This is a genomic window from Saccharothrix stipae (assembly GCF_054781895.1).
Map to the genome: position 1 here is coordinate 205392 of NZ_BAAGTN010000017.1, position 19104 is coordinate 224495.

A 19104-nucleotide genomic window follows, 5' to 3' on the forward strand; every position below is an offset into this window, starting at 1 on the left:
TGATGGTCGGTCCAGTCGACCGGAAATCACAATCCGTTAGCTACCTGTGGTGGATTTCCGCTGACCGTTCGCACTGATCTGAAGTACCCGGCGACTGATGTCTGGAACACCAGCACCACGGCCGCCGCGTCGACGAGCATCGTGACCACGCCGAACGCCAGGTCGACGCCGCTGACCGACAGGCCGCTCGCCGCGGTGAAGCCGGAGCCGACCGCGACCAGCCGCAGCACGCCGACGACGATGCCGATGCCCGCCAGCACGGTCAGCAGGACCCGCGCCCAGTTCCGGCCGTGCGCCATCCGGTTCGCCAGCAGCGTGTAGACCAGGACCACGCCGGCGGCCAGGAGCAGGCCGAACGTGATGCCGCCGGTCACCACCGCGTCCAACTCGTCCTGGCCGAGCTTCGGCTGGGTCGACCCGGGCCTGGACTGTTCCGCGCGCAGCCAGCCGATCAGCATCTGGCGGTCGGACAGCTGCACCATGAACCGGGCCATGCCGATCACGGCGCTGAGGATGAACAGCCACCTGGCCAGGTCGACCAGCTTGGGCGGCGTCGGCTTGGGCGCCTTCGGCTTGCGGGCGCGGGCGGGCGTCGGCCGGGTCATTCCCGGTCCAGCCAGGTCGCGGCTTCCGCGGCCCAGTAGGTGAGCACGATGTCCGCGCCGGCCCGGCGGATCGACGTCAGCATCTCCAGCACGGTCCGCTCGCGGTCGATCCAGCCGTTGCGGGCGGCGGCCTCGACCATCGCGTACTCGCCGGAGATCTGGTACGCCGCGACGGGGACGTCGGAGATCTCGGCGACGGCCTTGACCACGTCGAGGTAGGGCAGCGCGGGCTTGACCATGACCATGTCGGCGCCCTCGGCGAGGTCGAGGGTCACTTCGCGGAGCGCTTCGCGGGCGTTGGCCGGGTCCTGCTGGTAGGTCTTGCGGTCGCCCTTGAGCTGCGATTCGACGGCTTCGCGGAACGGGCCGTAGAGGGCGGAGGAGTACTTGGCGCTGTAGGCGAGGACGCCGGTGTCGGTGTGGCCGGCCTCGTCGAGGGCGTTGCGGATGAACCCGATCTGGCCGTCCATCATGCCGCTCGGGCCGACGACGTGGGCGCCTGCCTCGGCTTGGGCCACGGCCATCTCGCCGTAGATCTCGAGCGTGGCGTCGTTGTCCACGGCGCCGTCGGGGGTGAGCACGCCGCAGTGGCCGTGGTCGGTGAACTCGTCCAGGCAGCAGTCGGACATCAGGACGGTGGTGTCGCCGAGCTCGTCGCGGAGGTCGCGCAGGGCGGCGTTGAGGATGCCGTCGGGGTCCGTCGCACCGGAGCCGACGGCGTCGCGCTCGGCGGGGACGCCGAACAGCATGATCCCGCCCACGCCCGCCTGCACCGCTTCGGCGGCGGCTTTGCGCAACGACTCGCGGGTGTGCTGGACGACGCCCGGCATGCTCTTGATCTCGACCGGGGCTGCCGCGCCTTCCTTGACGAACATGGGCAGCACCAGGTGGCGCGGGCGCACGGTGGTCTCGCCGACCAGGCGGCGCATGGCCGGGGTGGTGCGCAGGCGGCGGGGGCGGTGGGCTGGGAACACTGCGGGTACTCCCTGGCTGGCGGGTGCTGCTCTTGGTCTGCTCAAGCTGCTCAAGCCGGGCCGGTGCAGGTCCGGTCCCGGTGCGGGTCCGGCTCGATTTGACATGGGGCCCTTACGAGCACCCCAGGCAGGCCGCAGCCGGCAGGCATGGCGGGGAAGAGCGTCCCGCCAAGCCTGCCGGCTCCGACCAGCCCATGGCACTCGAACCCATGTCGAATCGGGCCTCGGTGTGGCGGTGCCGGGGCCGTTGTCGGTCCGGTTGGGGCCACGGTGGATCCGTTGTGGGTGTGTCAGGAGCGGCGGAGGCGCTTGGTCTTGCGAGGTGGGGGCAGGGCGCCTTCGGCTCGCAGTCGGGCGGCGTGTTGGGCCAGGGCGTCCACGAGGGCGGGGACGTTGGCGTCTTCCGGTTGGACGTCGACCCGGAGGCCGAACTCGCGGGCCGTTTCGGCGGTCTGGGGGCCGATGCAGGCCACCAGGGTGCGGGCGTGGGGCTTGCCCGCGATGCCGACCAGGTTGCGGACCGTGGAGGACGAGGTGAAGCAGACGGCGTCGAAGCCACCCGACTTGATCATCTCGCGGGTGTCCGCGGGCGGCGGGGCGGCGCGGACGGTGCGGTAGGCGGTGACGTCGTCGATCTCCCAGCCCCGTTCGCGCAGGCCCGCCGCGAGGGTCTCGGTGGCGATGTCGGCCCGCGGGAGCAGGACGCGGTCCACCGGGTCGAGGATGTCGTCGTAGGGCGGGAAGTCGGCGAGGAGGCCCTCGGACGACTGCTCGCCGGACGGCACGAGCTCCGGGATGATGCCGAAGCTGCGGACCTTGGCGGCGGTGGACTCGCCGACGCAGGCGATCTTGACGCCGGAGAAGGCGCGGGCGTCCAGGCCGAACTCGCGGAACTTCTCCCAGACCGCGCGGACGGCGTTGGTCGAGGTGAAGACGACCCACTGGTAGCGGCCGTCGACCAGGCCCTTCACCGACCGCTCCATCTGGGCGGGGCTGCGCGGGGGCTCGACGGAGATCGTGGGCACCTCGACCGGGATCGCGCCGTGGGAGTGGAGGCGGTCGCTCATCGCGCCCGCCTGCTCCTTGGTGCGCGGGACGAGGACCCGCCAGCCGTAGAGGGCGCGCGACTCCCACCAGGAGAGCTTGGTCCGGCCGGCCACCGCTTGGCCCACGGTGACGACCAGGGGGCCACCCAGGTCACCCGCGTCGGCGGCGAGGGAGGCCAGGGTGGTGTCGACGGTGCGCTGGCCGAAGCCGGTGCCGTCACAGGTGACGGCCACCGGGGTCTGCGGGGCCACGCCGTTCTCCACCAGGGAGGACGCGGCTTCGGCCAGGTGGCCGCCGGTCGCGTGGAGCACGAGGGTTCCGGGTGCGGCGGCGAGGCCGGACCAGTCCACGGCGCCGCGGACGTCGGCCTCGGTGTGGACGGCGCCCAGTGCGACGCCCGCGTAGGCGGGCACCGCGGTGCCGGCGGGGACGCCGGGCACCACGTCGAAGGCGATCGTGGTCTTGGAGACGGCCTGCGCCTCCTTCACCACCGAGTCCAGGGTCAGCGGGTCGCCCGCCACCAGGCGGACCACGGCGTGGCCGTTCTTCGCCTCGGCGACCAGGTCCTTCGCCACGTCGGCGGGATCGCCCACGGCGGGTCGCACCTCGACGCCGTCGGGTACCAGCGCCACCACCTCGGCCGGGACGTCCGGATCCGTGACCACGAGCTCCGCCTTGTGGAGCAGGTCGCGGGCCCGGACCGTGAGCAGCCCGGTGTCGCCCGGACCTGAGCCGACGAACGCGACTCGGCCGGGGGTCTTGCGTGCGCGGGTCATCAGGGCACTCCCCATCAACTACGCCCCGCCGGCGACGCGGTGGCGTGGCCGGAGAGGTCGAGCAACTCGGCGGCCAGCGCGCGGCCGAGTTCCTCTGCTGCGGTCAAGTCACCGGTGGCGGACGCACGGAGGAGGTCGCCGTCCTCCGTCGCCATGACCCCGCGAAGGGACAGGCGGAGAACCACGGCCCCATCGTCGCTGAGGTCTTCCACCACATCGGCCAGTGCGCCGACCGGCGCGCTGCAGCCTGCTTCGAGCGCGGCCAGGAGGGCGCGCTCGGCAGCGACAGCGGCCCTGCTGGCCGAGTCGTCCAAAGTGGACTGGAGGAGGTGTTCGGCGTCGACGTCGTCGACCCGGCACTCCACTGCGAGGGCGCCCTGTGCGGGCGCGGGGAGCATCTGGATGGGCTCCAAGGTCTCGGTGATCTCGGCGGTGCGGCCGAGGCGGGCGATGCCGGCGCGCGCCAGCACGACGGCGTCCAGCTCGCCGTCGGCGACCTTCCGGATGCGGGTGTCCACGTTGCCCCGCAGGGGGACGACCTCGAGGCCGAGGCCGAGGGCGTCGAGCTGCGCGGCGCGGCGGGGTGAGCCGGTGCCCACCTTCGCACCGGTGGGCAGCTCGCCCAGGGTCAGGCCGTCGCGGGCGACGAGCGCGTCGCGCGGGTCCTCGCGGGGCGGGACGGCGGCCAGCGACAGGCGCGGGTCGCGCGCCGTGGGCAGGTCCTTGTACGAGTGCACGGCGACGTCGATCTCGTTGTTCGCGAGCGCGTCGCGCAGCGCCGAGGTGAACACCCCGATGCCGATCTCGGCGATGGGTGCGGACGAGCGGTCACCCGGCGTGGAGATCGTGATGATCTCCACGTCCGCGCCTGCCGCGCGCAGCGCGTCGGCCACGTGGCCGGTCTGCGCGAGCGCGAGGGCGCTGCCGCGGGTGCCGATCCTCAGGGTGCGGTTCACCGCTTCTCACCTTTGGGTTGCGTCGAATGGGGGGTGCTGACGGCGGACGGCGCCTGCGGGTCGAGCCCGAACAGCTCGCGCAGCGCTTCGGCGTACCCGGCCCCACCGGGCGCCGCGGCCAGCTCCTTCACCCGCACGGTGGGGGTGTGCAGGAGCTTGTCCACCACCCGGCGGACGGTCTTGGCCAGCTCGTCGCGGACCGGGCCGGGCAGCTCGGGCAGCCGCGAGTCCAGCCGCAGCAGCTCGGCGTCCACCACCTCGGCGGCGCGCTTGCGCAGCGCCGTCACGGTGGGCGTGACCCCGGCCGAGCGCTGCCCGGCCAGGTAGGCGCGGACCTCCTCGGCCACGATCTCCGCGGCGCGCAGCGTGCCCTGCCCGGTCGGGGCGTCGGACAGCCTGCGCTGGAGGGTCTCCAGGTCGACCACGCGGACGCCGTCGAGCAGCGCCGCGGCCGGGTCGACGTCCTTGGGCAGGCCGAGGTCGCAGACGACCAGCGGTCGGTCCGGGCCGCGGTCGCCGATGTGCTCCGCGCCGACGACCGTGCCGACCGAGCCGGTGCAGGCGAACAGCACGTCGGCCGCGGCGATCTCGTCGGTCAGGGTGTCCAGGCCGGTCGAGGTGGCGTGGACGCCGTCCGCGCGCAGGGCCGTGGCCAGGCGTTCGCCGTTGGCCGGTGTCCGGTTGGCGATGACGACCTCGCCGATGCCCGCGCGGCGCAGGTGGGCGGCGGCCAGGCCGCCCATGGAGCCCGCGCCGACGATCAGGGCCTTGCGGTGTTCGAGGCCGCCGAGGGCCGCCGCGGCGTCCGCGAGGGCCTCGGAGACGACGGACGCCCCCGCGTGGTCGATGTCGGTCTCGGTGTGCACGCGCTTGCCGACCCGCAGGGCGTGCTGGATCAGCTCGTGCAGCGTGCGGCCGACCACGCCCTGGTCGTCGGCGGTGGTGTAGGCGTTGCGCAGCTGGCCCAGGATCTGGGCCTCGCCGACGACCATCGAGTCCAGCCCGCCGGCCACCGAGAACAGGTGCTCGACCGCGGCGGCGGAGTAGTGCACGTAGAGGTGTTCGAACAGGTCGGCGGGCTCTGCTCCGGCTTGGCGGGCGAGCACCTCCACGACCTCGTTCATGCCACCGTGGAACGTCTCGACGACCGCGTACACCTCGACCCGGTTGCAGGTCGACAGCAGCACGGCCTCGGACACGCTGGGCGCCGTCAGCAGCTGGTCGAGGACCTTGCCGCGATCGGCGTCGGCGACCGCGACGCGCTCCAGCACGGGAACCGGGGTGGTCCGGTGGGAAAGACCGACGACGAGCACGCTCATGCGCGCACCACCGACCGGCGCACTACCCGCACGATCACGGGCGAATCACCACCCCGTCCACACCGATGCCGTTGACCACGTCACCGGCGGCCTCGTCAGCCCGTCGCGCGACGTGGAACGACAGGATCTGCATCTCGACCGCCAGGTCGACCTTGCGCACTTCGACGTAGTCCGGCACTTGGAGCACGACGGGTGCGAAGTTCAGGATGCACTGGACTCCGGCGGATACCAAACGGTCGCAGACGGCCTGAGCTGCCTGCGGCGGTGTCGCGATGACCCCGATCGAGACCTCGCGCTCGGCGCAGACGGTCGTGATGTCGTCGATGTGGTTGACGGGTATGCCACCTACCGGCACTCCCGTCAGGTCCGGGTCGATGTCGAACAGCGCGGCGACCGGGAAACCGCGGCTGGGAAAACCGCCGTAGTTCGCCAGCGCGTGACCAAGATTACCGATGCCGACGACCGCCACCGAGTGCTTGCGGGTCAGGCCGAGGATCCGCTCGATGTGGCTCACGAGCACCTCGACGTCGTAACCGACGCCACGCGTGCCGTAGGAGCCGATGTAGGACAGGTCCTTGCGGAGCTTGGCGGAGTTGACCCCGGCCGCGCCCGCGAGTTCTTCGCTGGAGATGGTCGTCACGCCCTGCTCGACCATGCCCGACAGGACGCGGAGGTAGACCGCGAGCCGCGCCACCGCCGCCTCGGGAATCGCGCGTGCCCGCTCCCGGACGTCCGCGGGCGCTTCGCCTGGGCGGGTCACGACACCGTCACCCTCGCCCCGCTGAGCCGCCACGCTGGAACTCCTCGACATCCGTCGCACTGACCCGCCGGGTATCGCCACCAGCGGAGTGATGCACCCACCGTACCGCTTGTGAACGCTTGCACAAAGTTGACGGATCGGACCTCGACCCCCTGGGGGAAAGGTGGGCCGCGCCTCCCCGTGGATACGAGGAGGCGCGGCCCACCTTGGGGTGAATCCGGCCGACCGGCGGGTCGGGTCACATCGCGGGCGGGGTGAGCACCTTGCCGATGACGAACACGGTGGCGTTGGCGGTCGGGATGTTGCCGCACAGGACCGGGGCGCCGTTGACGGTCATCGAGTTGCCCGAACCGGCGATGGTCAGCTCCTTGCCGAGCAGGCTGTCGACCTTGCCCGCGTCCTGCAGGCCCTTGGCGTCGTAGCGCTCGCCGACCACGTGGTACTTCAGGATGTCGCCGAGCACGGCGGGCTGACCTGCGAGTTCGGCGAACTTCGCGTCACCGAGCTCGGCGAACGCGCCGTCGTAGGGCGCGAAGACGGTGATCGCCTTCTGGCCGTTGAGCGTGTCGCCGAGGCCGGCCGCGCCGACCGCCGCGACGAGCTTGGTCAGCAGCGGGTTGTTGGACGCGGCGGTGGCGACCGGGTCGGTCACCATCCCTTCGAGCGAACCCTTGTTGGACGGGTCGCTGGGCACCTGGGCGCAGCCGGCGCCGAACACGTCGGACGTCTTGGTCACGCCGTCGCCCATGGCCTCGGCCTCGGTGGTCGTGGTGGCGGCCGCGGTCGTCGTGGTGGCGTTCCCGCCGGACGACGCGGTGTCGGTGCCGCCGCAGGCGGCGAGGGACAGGGTGGCCGCGACGATGGCGCCGACGATGGCGAGCTTGCGGTTCCGCACTGGGATCACTCCTCGGTGTTTACCTTTTCGGTAGTCACTAAGGCGTTCGACGTGACTGACGATCCGGTTCGCCCTCTTTCGGGTGATCTAGGCGACCGTGAAGAAGATCGAGTGCCAGCCGGTCGCGCCGTCCGGGATCGGGGCGACGCGGGCCTGCGGCTGGGTGGTGCCGGACTTGTCGGTGGCGCGTGACTCGATCGTGTGACCGCCGGGCGGCAGGTCCAGCTCGATGCGCCACATGCGCCAGGTCGAGCCGTTCACGTCCTCGGACAGCGTGGTGGTCCGCCACGGGCCGTTGTCGACCCGGACCTCGACCTGCTCGACACCGGTGGGCTGGGCCCACGCAACGCCGGTGGCGACGACCCGGCCGGACACCGTGGCCAGGCCTTCCGGGCGGTCGATCCGGGACATCACCTTGACCGGGGCCTTGCGCGCCCACGCGCGGTCCAGCCAGTAGCCGCGCTTGGCGTCGAACGTGGTCAGCTCCAGGTCGACGACCCACTTGGTGGCCGAGACGTACCCGTAGAGGCCGGGCACGACCAGGCGGGCCGGGAACCCGTGCTCCAGCGGCAGCGGCTCGCCGTTCATGCCCAGCGCGATCAGCGCGCCCCGCTCCTGCTCCAGCACGACGTCGACCGGCGAGCCCGCGGTCCACCCGTCGGCGCTGGTGGAGAACAGCTGGTCGGCGCCCGGCCGGACACCGGCTTCGAGCAGCACGTCGCGCAGGGGCACGCCGACGAAGTTCGCGGTGGAGATGTAGGGACCGCCGACCTCGTTGGAGACGCAGACCATCGTGATGGTGCGTTCCACCAGGTCACGTCGCCGCAGGTCGTCGTAGCGGAGGGTGAGCTCGCGGTCGACCATGCCGTGCACCCGCAGCACCCAGTCCTCGGCCCGGATGCGCGGCACGCTCAGCGCCGTGTCGATCCGGTAGAAGTCCTCGTTCGGGGTGATGAAGGTGGGCGTGCCCTCGGCGGCGAAGTCGGCGCCCGCCGGGATGGCCGGCGCGGGGGTGGTCGGCTTGAGCCCGCCGACGGCCTGGCGCGACGCCTCGACGTCCACCCGGCCGCCCGCGAACTGGCCGACCAGTGCCGACAGGCCCGCGCCGACGGCGGTCGCGCCCGAGGCGACGAGGAACGCGCGGCGGCCGTCGGTGGTCGGGGAGGTGGTTGTCGGGGTGGTAGCGGAGGGCGCGGTGGCGGAGGGCGCGGTGGCCGAGGCCTTGGCGTGCAGCCAGCGGAAGACCACGACGCCGACGACCAGGCTCGCGATCGGCGCGAGGATGCCGAGTTGGCCCAGGTCCGGCCGGTACAGCACGGCGGCCACGCCCAGGAGGCCGAGCGCGGTGGCGAGCACCGTGCCGGGCAGCGGCGAACGGCGGGACAGCAGGCCCGCGGCGACGGCCGCCGCGAGCAGCACGACCGCCATGCCGAGCAGGAGCACGAGCTTGTCGTTGGTGCCGAACGTGCGGACCGCGAAGTCCTTCAGCGGGCTCGGCGTGAAGTCGATCGCGGTGTTGCCCACCGCCAGGAACGGCGAGGCCGGAGGCCCGACCACGCCGGCGACGAGGTGTCCGGCCGCGAGCGCGGCGGCCACGCCGAGGAGTCCGACGAGGGCGGCGGTCAGGCGTGTCATAGGGGTAATTCGACACCCTGCGCGATCCGGTTCACCCAATCCGTAAGCGCCCGGTAATCGTCGGCCCACAGACCCCCACCGGTCGTTGGCCCCGCCTGTCGGCAGCCCGGGGGTGGTCAGCCCGGAGGTGGTCAGCCCGGGGTCGTCAGCGCAGGGCGGCGCGCAAGCGGTCCTCCTCGACCGACCAGTACCCGTGTTCCTCGCCGTCGACCAGGATCACCGGCACCCGGTCGCCGTACTCGGCGCGCAGCTCGCGGTCGGAGTCGACGTCGCGCACGTCCCACGGCACGCCCAGCTCGCCGCAGATCCGCTCCAGGTCGGCCTCGGCCTGCTCGCAGGCGTGGCAGTCGACCCGGCTCATCAAGGTGACGTGGTGGCTCACACCGCTCAGGCTAGGGGTAGCCGCAGCCGTGCTCGCGCCAGCTTGCCGGTGGGCGAGTGCGGCAGCGTGGTGGCGAACTCGACCACGGTCGGCACCTTGAACTTCGCCAGCCGCCCCGCGCAGTGGTCCTTCACCGCGTCCTCGGTGAGCTCCGCGCCCTCGGTGGGCACGACCACGACCTTCACCGACTCGCCGGTCCGCTCGTCCGGCACGCCGACCGCCGCCGCCTCGGCCACCCCGGCCAGCTCGCCGAGCACCTGCTCGACCTCGTGCGGGTAGACGTTGAAGCCGTTGACGATGATCAGGTCACCCGCCCGGTCCACCAGGTGCAGGTCGCCGTCGGCGTCGAGGTAGCCGACGTCACCGGTGCGGAACCAGCCCTCCGCGTCCGGCCCGTGCGCGCCGTCGGGCCAGTAGCCGCTGAACAGGTTGTCGCCCTTGGCCGCGACCAGGCCGGTGCCCGGCTCGTCCTCGTCCTGGTCCAGCGGTCGGCCGTCGGTGTCGACGAGCCGGACCTGCACGCCGGGCAGCGCCCGACCCACCGAACCTGCCTTGGGCACGCCGCCGGCCAGGGTCGTGGTCAGCACCGGCCCGGTCTCGGTCAGCCCGTAGCCCTCGTAGACGGGCAGGCCGACGGCGTCGCGCACGGCGTCGAGCAGGCCGGCCGCCAGCGGTGCGGCGCCGGAGGTGAACAGGCGGACCGTGGCGAGGTCCTCGCGCAGCCGTTCGACCGGCTGGGCCAGGATCGCCGCGTACATCGGCGGCACGCCGACCAGCGTGCTCACCCGGTGCTCGCGGATCGCGGCCAGCGCCCGGTCGGCGTCGAACCGCTCCAGCAGCACGGCCGTCGCGCCCGCGCCCGCCACCTGGAGCAGGCCGGGGCCGAGCCCGTAGACGTGGAACAGCGGCAGCGCCAGCAGCACCCGGTCGCCCGCGGTCACCGGTGCGGGCCGCAGGGACGCGCACTGCGCGACGTTGGCCAGCAGCGCCCGGTGCGACAGCATCGCGCCGCGCGGCGAGCCGGACGTGCCGGAGGTGTAGCCGAGCACGGCCAGGTCCTCGCCCGAGCCGACGGCGGTGAACTCCTCGCCCGGTTCCATGGTCGGCGCGGGCAGCACCTCGACGTCCGCGTCACCGCCGTCACCGACGAGCAGCTTCGCGCCGCTGTCGGCGACCAGGCGCTGGAGCTCGCGGGTCGGCTGACCCGGTCCGGCGGGCACCAGGACGCCGCCGGCCCGCAGCACGCCGAACACCGCGACGCAGAACGCGATGCCGGTGGGCAGCCGCACGACGACCCGGTCACCCGGTTCCACACCCGCCGCGACCAGCCGGTGCGCCTCGCCGTCCACGGCGGCGTCGAACTCGGCCCACGTGCAGCTGCGCACGCCCGCCTCGTCCCCGACTCCGTCGGAGGCAGTGACATCGACCAGTGCGACGTGCTTGGGTCCACGGTGCGCGGAGGCGCGAACCAGGTCGGCGATGTTGCTTGCGGAAGCGGTCAACGCGACCTCCTGGTGAACCACGGCGGACCTCTGCGCAGTCTGTCACGCGCGGACGGCGTCATGCACCGACTCCATCCGCGTCGCAGATTCGAGACCACTTGCCGCTACCTACTACGGAGTAACAACACGTATGCTGCCGGCACGGCGACTCTGTGGAGGTGCCGCGAGCCGATGACCGCACGGGCACGCGAGAACTCCGTCCGAACCATCCGGTCACTCCGCTCGAGGTGGAGTGCAGGAGGGCAGTCCAGCACGATCGAGAGCGTGGAGAGCAACGCGGCCGAGGAGCCGTGGAACCTGGTCCGCGCCGCTCAGGGCGGCGACACGGACGCGTTCGGCGCGCTCTACGACCGGTACGTCGACGTGGTGTACCGGTACGTGCTGTTCCGCGTGGGCGACCGCACGCTGGCCGAGGACGTCACCAGCGAGACGTTCCTGCGCGCGCTGCGCAGCATCGGGTCCATCAGCTACCAGGGCCGCGACGTCGGCGCCTGGTTCGTCACGATCGCGCGCAACATCGTGTTCGACCACGTGAAGTCCAGCCGCTACCGGCTGGAGGTCACGACCGCCGAGCTCGCGGACAACCGCGAGGTCACGGACGGTCCCGAACAGGAGGTGCTGACCGGCGCGGCCAACGCCGAACTGCTCCGCTGCGTAGCCCAACTGGGTGACGATCAACGCGACTGCATCACGTTCCGCTTCATCGAGGGCTTGTCGGTGGCCGAGACGGCCGCGAAGATGGGGCGCAACGAGGGCGCCATCAAGGCCCTGCAGCACCGAGCGGTGCGCCGGTTGGCCCAACTGCTGCCCACGTGGCTGCGGTGAGATCACCGTCGCACCACTCGTCACCCGCGTAACCCCGGGACCTCCCGGTTCGTTGTTCGGGGCAGGAACGGTCGAGACGGTGCGGGATGGTTGGCCACGCAGGATGGTAGGCAGAGGGATCACGCCGCTATGGCGTCACAGGCAGCGCGAGCAGTTCGCCCGCGCGGTCGACGCGCATCCCGACGCCGCGCCCGGTGACGGCGAGGACCTCGCCGACGAGCTGGCTGTCGTGGCGCTGCTGCGGAAAGCCGCAGTCACGGCCGGACCGGACGAGGCCGCCAAGGCGCGGATGCGGGCCAGGGTGCTCGGCGCGGCCGAGCCGCCGCCCACCAAGCTCCACCGACCCGTCCGGGAACGCCGCACCGGGGCGCGCGGCCGATTAGCGGTAGCCCTCGCCGCGGCGCTGTGCCTGCTGTTCTCGCTGACCGGGATGAGCCTGCTGCTCAGCCGGGACGCGCTGCCGGGCGACGCGCTGTACGGCGTCAAGCGCACCGCCGAGTCCGCCTCGCTCGGCCTCACCTTCGGCGAGGAGTCGAAGGGCCACAAGCGCCTGGAGTTCGCCGCCGCGCGCGTCGCCGAGCTGGAGACGCTGGTCGACCGGTACCGCGAGTCCGGCGGCGGACCGCTCGGCGGCTACCTGACCGCGCTGACCGACTTCGACGCCGACGCCGCGGCCGGTTCCCGCGTGCTGACCGCGCTCGGCTCGAACTCGGATCAGCGCGCCCTGGAGAACCTGCGCGACTGGGCCACCGCGCAGGCCACCCGGTTGGCCGAGGTGCGCGAGTCGCTGCCCACCGAGGCCGTCGACCGGGCCGGTGCGTCGCTCGACCTGCTCGACCGGATCGCCGGACGGGCGGCCGCGCTGCTCGCCCGGGTGGACTGCGTGCCCGTGACGTCGGGACAGGTCGACCAGGTCGGGCCGGTGCCCGCCGAGGGCGAGTGCGCGGCGCGGTCCGCCGAACCGGGCACGTCGCCGAGCGCCTCGCCGTCCGTGCCGCCGACGACCGCCGTCGCCGTCACCACGTCCGGCGACGCGCCCGGCCCCACCGGCACACCGGGCGGTGGCGTCACGGGGAGCGCGCCGACGCCGACGCCGTCCGCACCGCCCACCACGACCGGCGGCCCGCTGCTCCCGCTGCCCACGTTGACCGTCCCGTCGCTGCCGCTGCCCGGCCTCGGCGGCTGATCGCTACCCTGTCCCCATCGGACCGCGGGAGGCGCTGACGTGGTGAAAAGGCGTGTGGTGGAGGGCTCGGCCGAGCGGGAGAGGCTCGCCGCGCTGGCCGGTGCGGCTTCGGCCGAGGCCGCGCTGACGGTCGGGCCGTCCGGGAGCGCGACCACCGACCTCACCGCCGCCGCCTTCTTCGACGTCGACAACACGATGATGATGGGCGCGTCGATCTTCCACTTCGCCCGCGGCCTCGCGGCGCGCAAGTACTTCAGGAACTCCGACCTCGCCGGGTTCGCCTGGCAGCAGCTCAAGTTCCGCGTCGGTGGTCGGGAGGACCCGCAGAGCGTGGCGGCGTCCCGCGAGCAGGCGCTGTCGTTCGTGGCCGGCCGGTCGGTGGCGGAGCTCGTCTCGCTCGGCGAGGAGATCTACGACGAGCTCATGGCCGACCGGATCTGGGCGGGCACCCAGGCGTTGGCGCAGATGCACCTGGACGCCGGTCAGCGGGTGTGGCTGGTGACCGCGACACCGGTGGAGCTGGCGCAGATCATCGCCCGGAGGCTGGGCCTGACCGGTGCGCTCGGCACGGTGTCGGAGAGCACGGACGGCATCTACACCGGCCGGTTGGTCGGTGACCTGCTGCACGGCCGGGCGAAGGCGCACGCCGTGCGGGCGCTGGCCGCCAGGGAAGGCCTCGACCTGCGGCGGTGCACGGCGTACTCGGACTCGGTGAACGACGTGCCGATGCTGTCGGTCGTCGGCACGGCGGTCGCGGTGAACCCGGACTCCGGCCTGCGCGAGACAGCCCGCAAGCGCGGCTGGGAAATCCGCGACTTCCGCACGGGCCGCAAGGCGGCGAAGATCGGCGTCCCGTCCGTGCTGGGCGCGGGCGCATTGGCGGGCGCGGTGGCCGCCACCCTGGCTTACCGCCGCCGCGACCGCTGACGCGGTCCTCCAGCCTGGCCCGCCGGCACAGCTGTTCAAAGATCAAAGATCAAGAGCTTAAAAGCATGTCCTCGCCGGACGGGCAGATCAGCAGGATGACCCCGACTACCTGGTCCTGCACCGGGTCCGTCGTGGGTCCGGACTCCGTGTCATCCCACCGACCTCCCTCCGGGCTACCACCCGCGTCAAGGGGGCGGCAAGGGACCCACACCGGGCAAGCCGGAACCCCGCCCCCTTGACACGCGCGGTAGGGCAAAGCCAGGTCGGCGGGATGACACGAAGCCCTCCTTTGAGGAAGAGACAGCCAGTGGACGGCCAGAGGCGCGCGTCGGGAGCGGTGTCGTCGTCACCGCTGCCCTACCTCCCAATAGGGAGGGCTTCGTGTCATCCCGCCGACCTGGCGCAGCCCTACCGCACGTGTCAAGGGGGGCGTGTCCAGCCAGTGCCCGGCACATCGACTGGTGCCCGCCCCCCTTGACGCGTGTGGTAGCCCTTGTGGAGGTCGGTGGGATGGCACGAAACCCGGACCGACGACGAGACCGGCGCAGGACCGCGTAGTCCGGGTCATCCTGCTGATCTGCCCGTCCGGCGAGGACATGCTTTTGATCTTTACAACGCGACCCCGACGCGTGCGGTGACCCCCGACGCGTGCGGTGACCCCTGACGCGTGCGGTGACCCCTACGGAGGAGCCGTGATCAGCCCAGGAAGACGTTCCGGCGCTGCGTGAGCAGTCGGTACAGGGTCTGCTGGATCGTCTCCCGCACCTGGTCGGTCAGGTTGAACACCAGCATCGGGTCGTCGGCGGCGTGCCGGCCGTAGACGTCGGTCCGGATCGGCTCGCCGAACTCGATGTACCACTTCGACGGCAACGGGATCGCGCCCAACGGGCCCAACAGCGGGAAGAACGGTGTCACCGGGAAGTAGGGGAAGCCGAACAGCCTGGCCAGCGCCTTGATGTCGCCGATCTTCGGGTAGATCTCCTCGGCGCCCACGATCGAGCACGGGATGATCGGCACACCGGTGTTCAACGCCGCCGAGACGAACCCGCCCCGCCCGAACCGCTGGAGCTTGTACCGGTCCTTGAAAGGCTTCCCGATGCCCTTGAAGCCCTCCGGCCACACACCGACCAGCTCACCGGAGGTGAGCAGCCGTTCCGCGTCCGGGTTGCACGCGAGCGTCTGCCCCGACTTGCGGGCCAACGCGCCCAGCACCGGCGTCTTGAACACCAGGTCCGCGCCCAGCATCCGCAGGTGGCGGCGCTTCGGGTGGTCCGCGCGCAGCGCGAACGCGGTCATCGTGGCGTCCAGCGGCAGCGTGCCGGAGTGGTTGGCGACGATCAGCGCGCCGCCCTCGCCCGGCACGTTGTGCATGCCGATCGTCTCCACCCGGAACCACTTCTCGTACAGCGGCTTGAGCGGCGGCATCAGCACGTTGTCGGTGAGGTCCGGGTCGAAGCCGAACTCGTCCACCTCGTAGTCGCCCTGGATGCGCCTGCGGGCGAACGCGAGCAGGTCGGCCAGCCGGTGCTCCCAGCTCGCCTTCTCCGGCACCGAGGCGGCGGCCTGCGGCGCCGGCGGTTCGGGCACGGGAACCGGCCCGGGCGCGGGGTGCGCACCGCGCCGTCGTCGGGGAGCCTCCCGGTCCGCACCGTGCAGCGGGATCACCCGTGCCTCTGCCACGTGTCCACCTCCTCGATCTGATCGCCGACCGCGCCGGCGGGCTCTGGGGGAGTCAGCGGAACCTGGCGGCCAGGTCGAGCACTCCCCGCTCGACCGACGCCACCAGCCCCGGGTCGACCAGCGGCCGCAGGGCGCGCCCGCTCACGTAGTCGTCGAACGCCTGCTGGGTGGTCCACCTCGGGGTGAAGCCGAACTCCTGCTTCAGCAGCGTCGTGTCCACCACCCGGCCCCAGTTGAGGAACCTCATCTGGTCCGGCGAGAAGTCCACCAGCCGCGCGCCGCGGAAGAACCGGCCCATCGTCGGCACCGCCGCGCTCGGCACCGGCAGGCTGATCCGGCCCGCCCGGCGGATGGCCTGCGACAGCATCAGCACGCCGTCACCGCCCACGTTGTAGACGCCGGGCAGGTCGTGCAGCGTGGCGCGCTCCAGCACCGCCAGCGCGTCCTCGGAGTGCAGCAACTGCACCCTGGCGTCGTACCCGAGCACCGTCGGCACGATCGGCAGGGCGAAGTACCTGGTCAGGACCGTGTCGATGCGCGGGCCGATGAAGTTGGTGAACCTCAGCGCGGTGACGTCCACGTCCGGCCGGCGCCGGGCGAAGCCGCGCACGTACCCCTCGACCTCGACGGCGTCCTTGGCGTACCCGCTGGAGGGCAGTTCCTTCGGGCCCATGTCCTCGGTGAACACCGCCGGGTCGCGCGAGCTCGACCCGTACACCGCGCTGGTCGACTTCACCACCAGCTTGCGCACGTGCGGCGACTTCTGGCATGCGGCCAGCAGCTGCATCGTGCCGATGACGTTCATCTCCTTCATCGCGGTGCGGCCCGCCGGTCCGGCCGGGTTCGCCGTCACCGACGCGTGCACGACCGTGTCGACGTGCGCGGTGGCGATGACCTTCGCGATGAGGGGGTTGCGGATGTCGGCGCGCACGAACTCGGCGCGGCCCATCCGGCGCAGCAGGTCGCGCGACGGCGGCTCGGTGTCCACGCCGAGCACCCGTTCGACGTCGGGGTTCGCCGCGAAGCGCGCGGCGAGGTGACCGCCGAGGTAACGGCTGCAACCGGTGACGAGAACGACCTTGGGCGCCATGCGACTCCCTGTGCGGGTGGTGCGGCTCGGTGCAGGTGGTGCGACTCGACGATGCTAGCCGGGAACCGGCCCGGCGATCGGCCGGGGAACGGCCTCTTGACGCAGGTCACGAGGGCTTTACCGGTAATCACCCGGATGGCGGGACGGCGGTCGTCCCCCCGAAACGAAGACACCGCCAGTCCCGCGGCCTGCTCGCCGGGGACTGGCGGTGCTAGAACCCGCAGGGGTTACTTGCCGCGCTTCCTGCGCTGGACCCGCGTCTTGCGCAGCAACTTGCGGTGCTTCTTCTTCGACATGCGCTTGCGGCGCTTCTTGATGACCGAGCCCATGCGGGTTCCTTCACTACTAGACGTTGGTGGTCTCCACGCGCCGGTGGAGACACCCGTCAAGTGGGCGCGCCGACACCAGGCACGAACGGCCTATCAGTTTACCCGCTCGTCCGCACGCACCTTCACCCGGCGTCGAAGTAGGCGTTGCGCAGGTACTCGTGCACCGCCTTCTCCGGCACTCTGAACGACTTGCCCACGCGCACCGCCGTCAGCTCACCGGAGTGGACCAGGCGGTACACCGTCATCTTCGACACGCGCATCATCAGCGCGACCTCGGCGACCGTCATGAATCTGACTTGACCGAGCGACTTCTCCTCCGCAGGCATGGATCACCGCGTCCTTCGACACGCGTCGTGCCGTCGGCTTCCCCACCGACGGTTCGACACGCACGTGCTCCCTTGAGAGTAACGGGACGCGTGGGACTGGTGCGACGGCCAATGGCGGTATCAGTCCGCCTCGTGGTCGCGTCCCAGTTCCACCGAACGGTCGCGCGCCGCCTCGATGGCCGCCAGCATCGCCGCGCGCACGCCGTGCTTCTCCAGCTCGCGGATGGCCATGATGGTGGTGCCGGCGGGTGACGTGACGGCCTCGCGGAGGATGACCGGGTGCTGGTCGCCCTCGTTCAGCATGGTGGCCGCGCCGACCGCCGACTGGATGATCAGCCGGCCGGCCAGGTCGCGCGGGATGCCGAGCAGGATGCCCGCGTCGATCATGGCCTCGACCAGGTAGAAGAAGTAGGCCGGGCCGGAGCCGGACAGCGCGGTGACGGCGTCCTGCTGGCTCTCCGGGACGCGGGCGACCTTGCCGACCGTGCCCAGCAGCTGCTCGACCAGGTTCAGGTGCTCGTCGGTGGCGTACCTGCCCGCCGAGATGGCGCTCATCGCCTCGCCGACGACCATCGGGGTGTTCGGCATGACCCGGACCACGGGGGTGTTGTCGGGAAGCCTGCGCTCGTACAGCGAGGTCGGCAGGCCGGCGCACAGCGAGACGACCAACGTGCCCGGCTTGAGCACGGGGGCCAGCTCGTCCAGCAGCGGTTCGATGTCCTGCGGCTTGACCGCGACCACGAGCACGTCGGCCCGCTGGGCGGCACCGGGCACGTCGAGCCCCTCCACCCCGTACCGCTCGGTCAGCGCGGTGGCCCGTTCCGGGTGCTTCTCGGTGAACAGCAGCTCATCGGCCTTGCGCCCACCCTGCAACAGCCCCGACAGCAGCGCTTCGCCGATCTTGCCGGCACCCAACACGGCGATGGTCGTCATGCGCCAAGCCTGCCACGACCTCCTCACCCCACCCCACCACCGGCGTGTCCTACCCCCAGAACACGCGTGTCCTACTCCCAGAACGCGAGAGTCCAACGTTCAGAACGCGAGAGTCCAACGCTCAGAACACCCGAATTCAACGCTCAGGTCACGTGGCCGGCGTCAACGCCAGCTGACGCGCCTGGCACACCAGCCGTCCCGCCGAGTCGATCACCACGGCGTCCTCGTCGAACCACTGCCCGTGCACCGCGCTGCACGACACCCGCACGCGCAGCCACCCCGGCGCCGGGTTCGCCCGCAGCAACGCGGTCAGCTGCACGGTCGGCGACCACCCGAACCGGCCAAGGTTGAACGTCACCGGCATCGAGACGTCCCCCGCGATCAGCGCGAAGTACGGGTCCGGCCGCTCACCCAGCGGACGCACCCACAGCCGCAGCACCAGCGGGTCGCCCACCCGTCCGGTCAGGAACCCCGCGCCCGCCTGGTCCAGCCGCACGTCGCACACCGCGCCGAGCTTGTACACCCCGCCCGACCCCATGGATGCCAGGTCGATCGCGTCCGCGGGCGGCGCGGCGGGCATGTCGGGCAGGTCGGCGTAGTCCGGCGCGGCCGTCGGGATCCGGCCGACCGTCACCACCGCCTCCACGCAGCTGCGCCCGCGCTGCTCCAAGGTCGACGTCACCACGGTCGCCGTCCGCCCCGCCTTGCGCACCTGCGTCCGCACCAGCACCGGCCCCACCTCGGGCGCGCGCAGGAACTGCGTGCTCACCGCTAACGGCGCCAGGTCGTCGGCGCCCGGCACGACCGCCCGCGCGCTGTCCACCGCCGCCCGTGAGACCAGGGCCAGCAGGAACCCGCCGTGCGGCTTGGGACCGACGGTCCACTCCGCGGGCAGGGAGGCGGTGTACGTGCCGTCGCCCAGGGGGCGGACCGCACTGGCTAGCGAGAAGGACACAG

The 19104-nt window shown here is 72.0% G+C and carries 19 protein-coding genes; 3 read left to right on the forward strand and 16 right to left on the reverse strand.

All coding sequences use genetic code 11. From position 1 onward, the window contains the following. Positions 1–26: 26 nt before the first annotated feature. From ACYVLT_RS28925 to ACYVLT_RS28970, 10 genes are all read right to left on the reverse strand, one after another. A complete protein-coding gene (locus tag ACYVLT_RS28925) occupies positions 27–605 on the reverse strand; it encodes a hypothetical protein (protein WP_461123334.1) in 579 nt (192 codons plus the stop codon). After that, positions 602–1579 carry a porphobilinogen synthase gene (gene hemB / locus ACYVLT_RS28930; protein WP_461123335.1) on the reverse strand — a complete coding sequence of 326 codons (978 nt, stop codon included), beginning with the start codon at positions 1577–1579 and terminating at the stop codon, positions 602–604. Before hemB ends, ACYVLT_RS28925 begins: the two co-directional genes overlap by 4 nt. A 290-nt stretch (positions 1580–1869) precedes the next feature. Beyond that, positions 1870–3402 carry a bifunctional uroporphyrinogen-III C-methyltransferase/uroporphyrinogen-III synthase gene (locus ACYVLT_RS28935; RefSeq protein WP_360452662.1) on the reverse strand — a complete coding sequence of 511 codons (1533 nt, stop codon included), beginning with the start codon at positions 3400–3402 and terminating at the stop codon, positions 1870–1872. A 14-nt stretch (positions 3403–3416) separates the two neighbouring features. Further along, a complete protein-coding gene (gene hemC / locus ACYVLT_RS28940; protein WP_461123336.1) occupies positions 3417–4358 on the reverse strand; it encodes a hydroxymethylbilane synthase in 942 nt (313 codons plus the stop codon). After that, positions 4355–5677, reverse strand: coding sequence for a glutamyl-tRNA reductase (locus tag ACYVLT_RS28945; protein ID WP_461123337.1), 1323 nt, complete (start codon positions 5675–5677; stop codon positions 4355–4357). The genes hemC and ACYVLT_RS28945 overlap by 4 nt, the downstream gene beginning before the upstream one ends. A 34-nt stretch (positions 5678–5711) precedes the next feature. Further along, a complete protein-coding gene (locus ACYVLT_RS28950; protein WP_461123338.1) occupies positions 5712–6488 on the reverse strand; it encodes a redox-sensing transcriptional repressor Rex in 777 nt (258 codons plus the stop codon). Positions 6489–6675: 187 nt separating this feature from the next. Then, positions 6676–7332 carry a fasciclin domain-containing protein gene (locus tag ACYVLT_RS28955; RefSeq protein ID WP_461123339.1) on the reverse strand — a complete coding sequence of 219 codons (657 nt, stop codon included), beginning with the start codon at positions 7330–7332 and terminating at the stop codon, positions 6676–6678. Positions 7333–7419: 87 nt separating this feature from the next. Next, positions 7420–8967: a molybdopterin-dependent oxidoreductase gene (locus tag ACYVLT_RS28960; RefSeq protein WP_461123340.1), complete on the reverse strand. Its 1548-nt coding sequence runs from the start codon at positions 8965–8967 to the stop codon at positions 7420–7422. A 145-nt stretch (positions 8968–9112) separates the two neighbouring features. Next, positions 9113–9349: a glutaredoxin family protein gene (locus tag ACYVLT_RS28965; protein ID WP_461123341.1), complete on the reverse strand. Its 237-nt coding sequence runs from the start codon at positions 9347–9349 to the stop codon at positions 9113–9115. 5 nt (positions 9350–9354) lie between these two features. Then, on the reverse strand, positions 9355–10851 hold the full coding sequence (locus ACYVLT_RS28970; RefSeq protein WP_461123342.1) for a class I adenylate-forming enzyme family protein: 1497 nt from the start codon (positions 10849–10851) through the stop codon (positions 9355–9357). A 171-nt stretch (positions 10852–11022) separates the two neighbouring features. Here ACYVLT_RS28970 and ACYVLT_RS28975 point away from each other — a divergent pair, with 171 nt between their 5' ends. The 3 genes from ACYVLT_RS28975 (at position 11023) to ACYVLT_RS28985 (ending at position 13789) form a co-directional block, all read left to right on the forward strand. After that, positions 11023–11676, forward strand: coding sequence for a sigma-70 family RNA polymerase sigma factor (locus ACYVLT_RS28975; RefSeq protein WP_461123343.1), 654 nt, complete (start codon positions 11023–11025; stop codon positions 11674–11676). A 103-nt stretch (positions 11677–11779) separates the two neighbouring features. Next, positions 11780–12862 (forward strand): DUF5667 domain-containing protein, encoded by a 1083-nt coding sequence (locus ACYVLT_RS28980; RefSeq protein WP_461123344.1) that lies wholly within the window; start codon positions 11780–11782, stop codon positions 12860–12862. Between the two features lie 39 nt (positions 12863–12901). After that, positions 12902–13789: an HAD family hydrolase gene (locus ACYVLT_RS28985; RefSeq protein ID WP_461123345.1), complete on the forward strand. Its 888-nt coding sequence runs from the start codon at positions 12902–12904 to the stop codon at positions 13787–13789. A gap of 696 nt (positions 13790–14485) precedes the next feature. Here ACYVLT_RS28985 and ACYVLT_RS28990 read toward each other — a convergent pair. The 6 genes from ACYVLT_RS28990 to ACYVLT_RS29015 form a co-directional block, all read right to left on the reverse strand. Next, complete coding sequence (locus tag ACYVLT_RS28990; protein WP_461123346.1) at positions 14486–15469, reverse strand: lysophospholipid acyltransferase family protein; 984 nt, start codon at positions 15467–15469, stop codon at positions 14486–14488. 52 nt (positions 15470–15521) lie between these two features. Then, positions 15522–16559, reverse strand: coding sequence for an NAD-dependent epimerase/dehydratase family protein (locus ACYVLT_RS28995; protein WP_461123347.1), 1038 nt, complete (start codon positions 16557–16559; stop codon positions 15522–15524). A gap of 227 nt (positions 16560–16786) precedes the next feature. Next, positions 16787–16888, reverse strand: a complete 102-nt coding sequence (locus ACYVLT_RS29000) for a 30S ribosomal protein bS22 (RefSeq protein WP_015105422.1) — start codon at positions 16886–16888, stop codon at positions 16787–16789. 122 nt (positions 16889–17010) lie between these two features. Further along, positions 17011–17214, reverse strand: a complete 204-nt coding sequence (locus tag ACYVLT_RS29005) for a helix-turn-helix domain-containing protein (RefSeq protein ID WP_053722699.1) — start codon at positions 17212–17214, stop codon at positions 17011–17013. Positions 17215–17334: 120 nt separating this feature from the next. Beyond that, entirely contained in the window at positions 17335–18147 is an 813-nt protein-coding gene (gene proC / locus ACYVLT_RS29010; protein ID WP_461123348.1) for a pyrroline-5-carboxylate reductase, read from the reverse strand. A gap of 148 nt (positions 18148–18295) precedes the next feature. Next, positions 18296–19102, reverse strand: a complete 807-nt coding sequence (locus ACYVLT_RS29015; protein ID WP_461123349.1) for a thioesterase family protein — start codon at positions 19100–19102, stop codon at positions 18296–18298. Positions 19103–19104 lie beyond the last annotated feature (2 nt).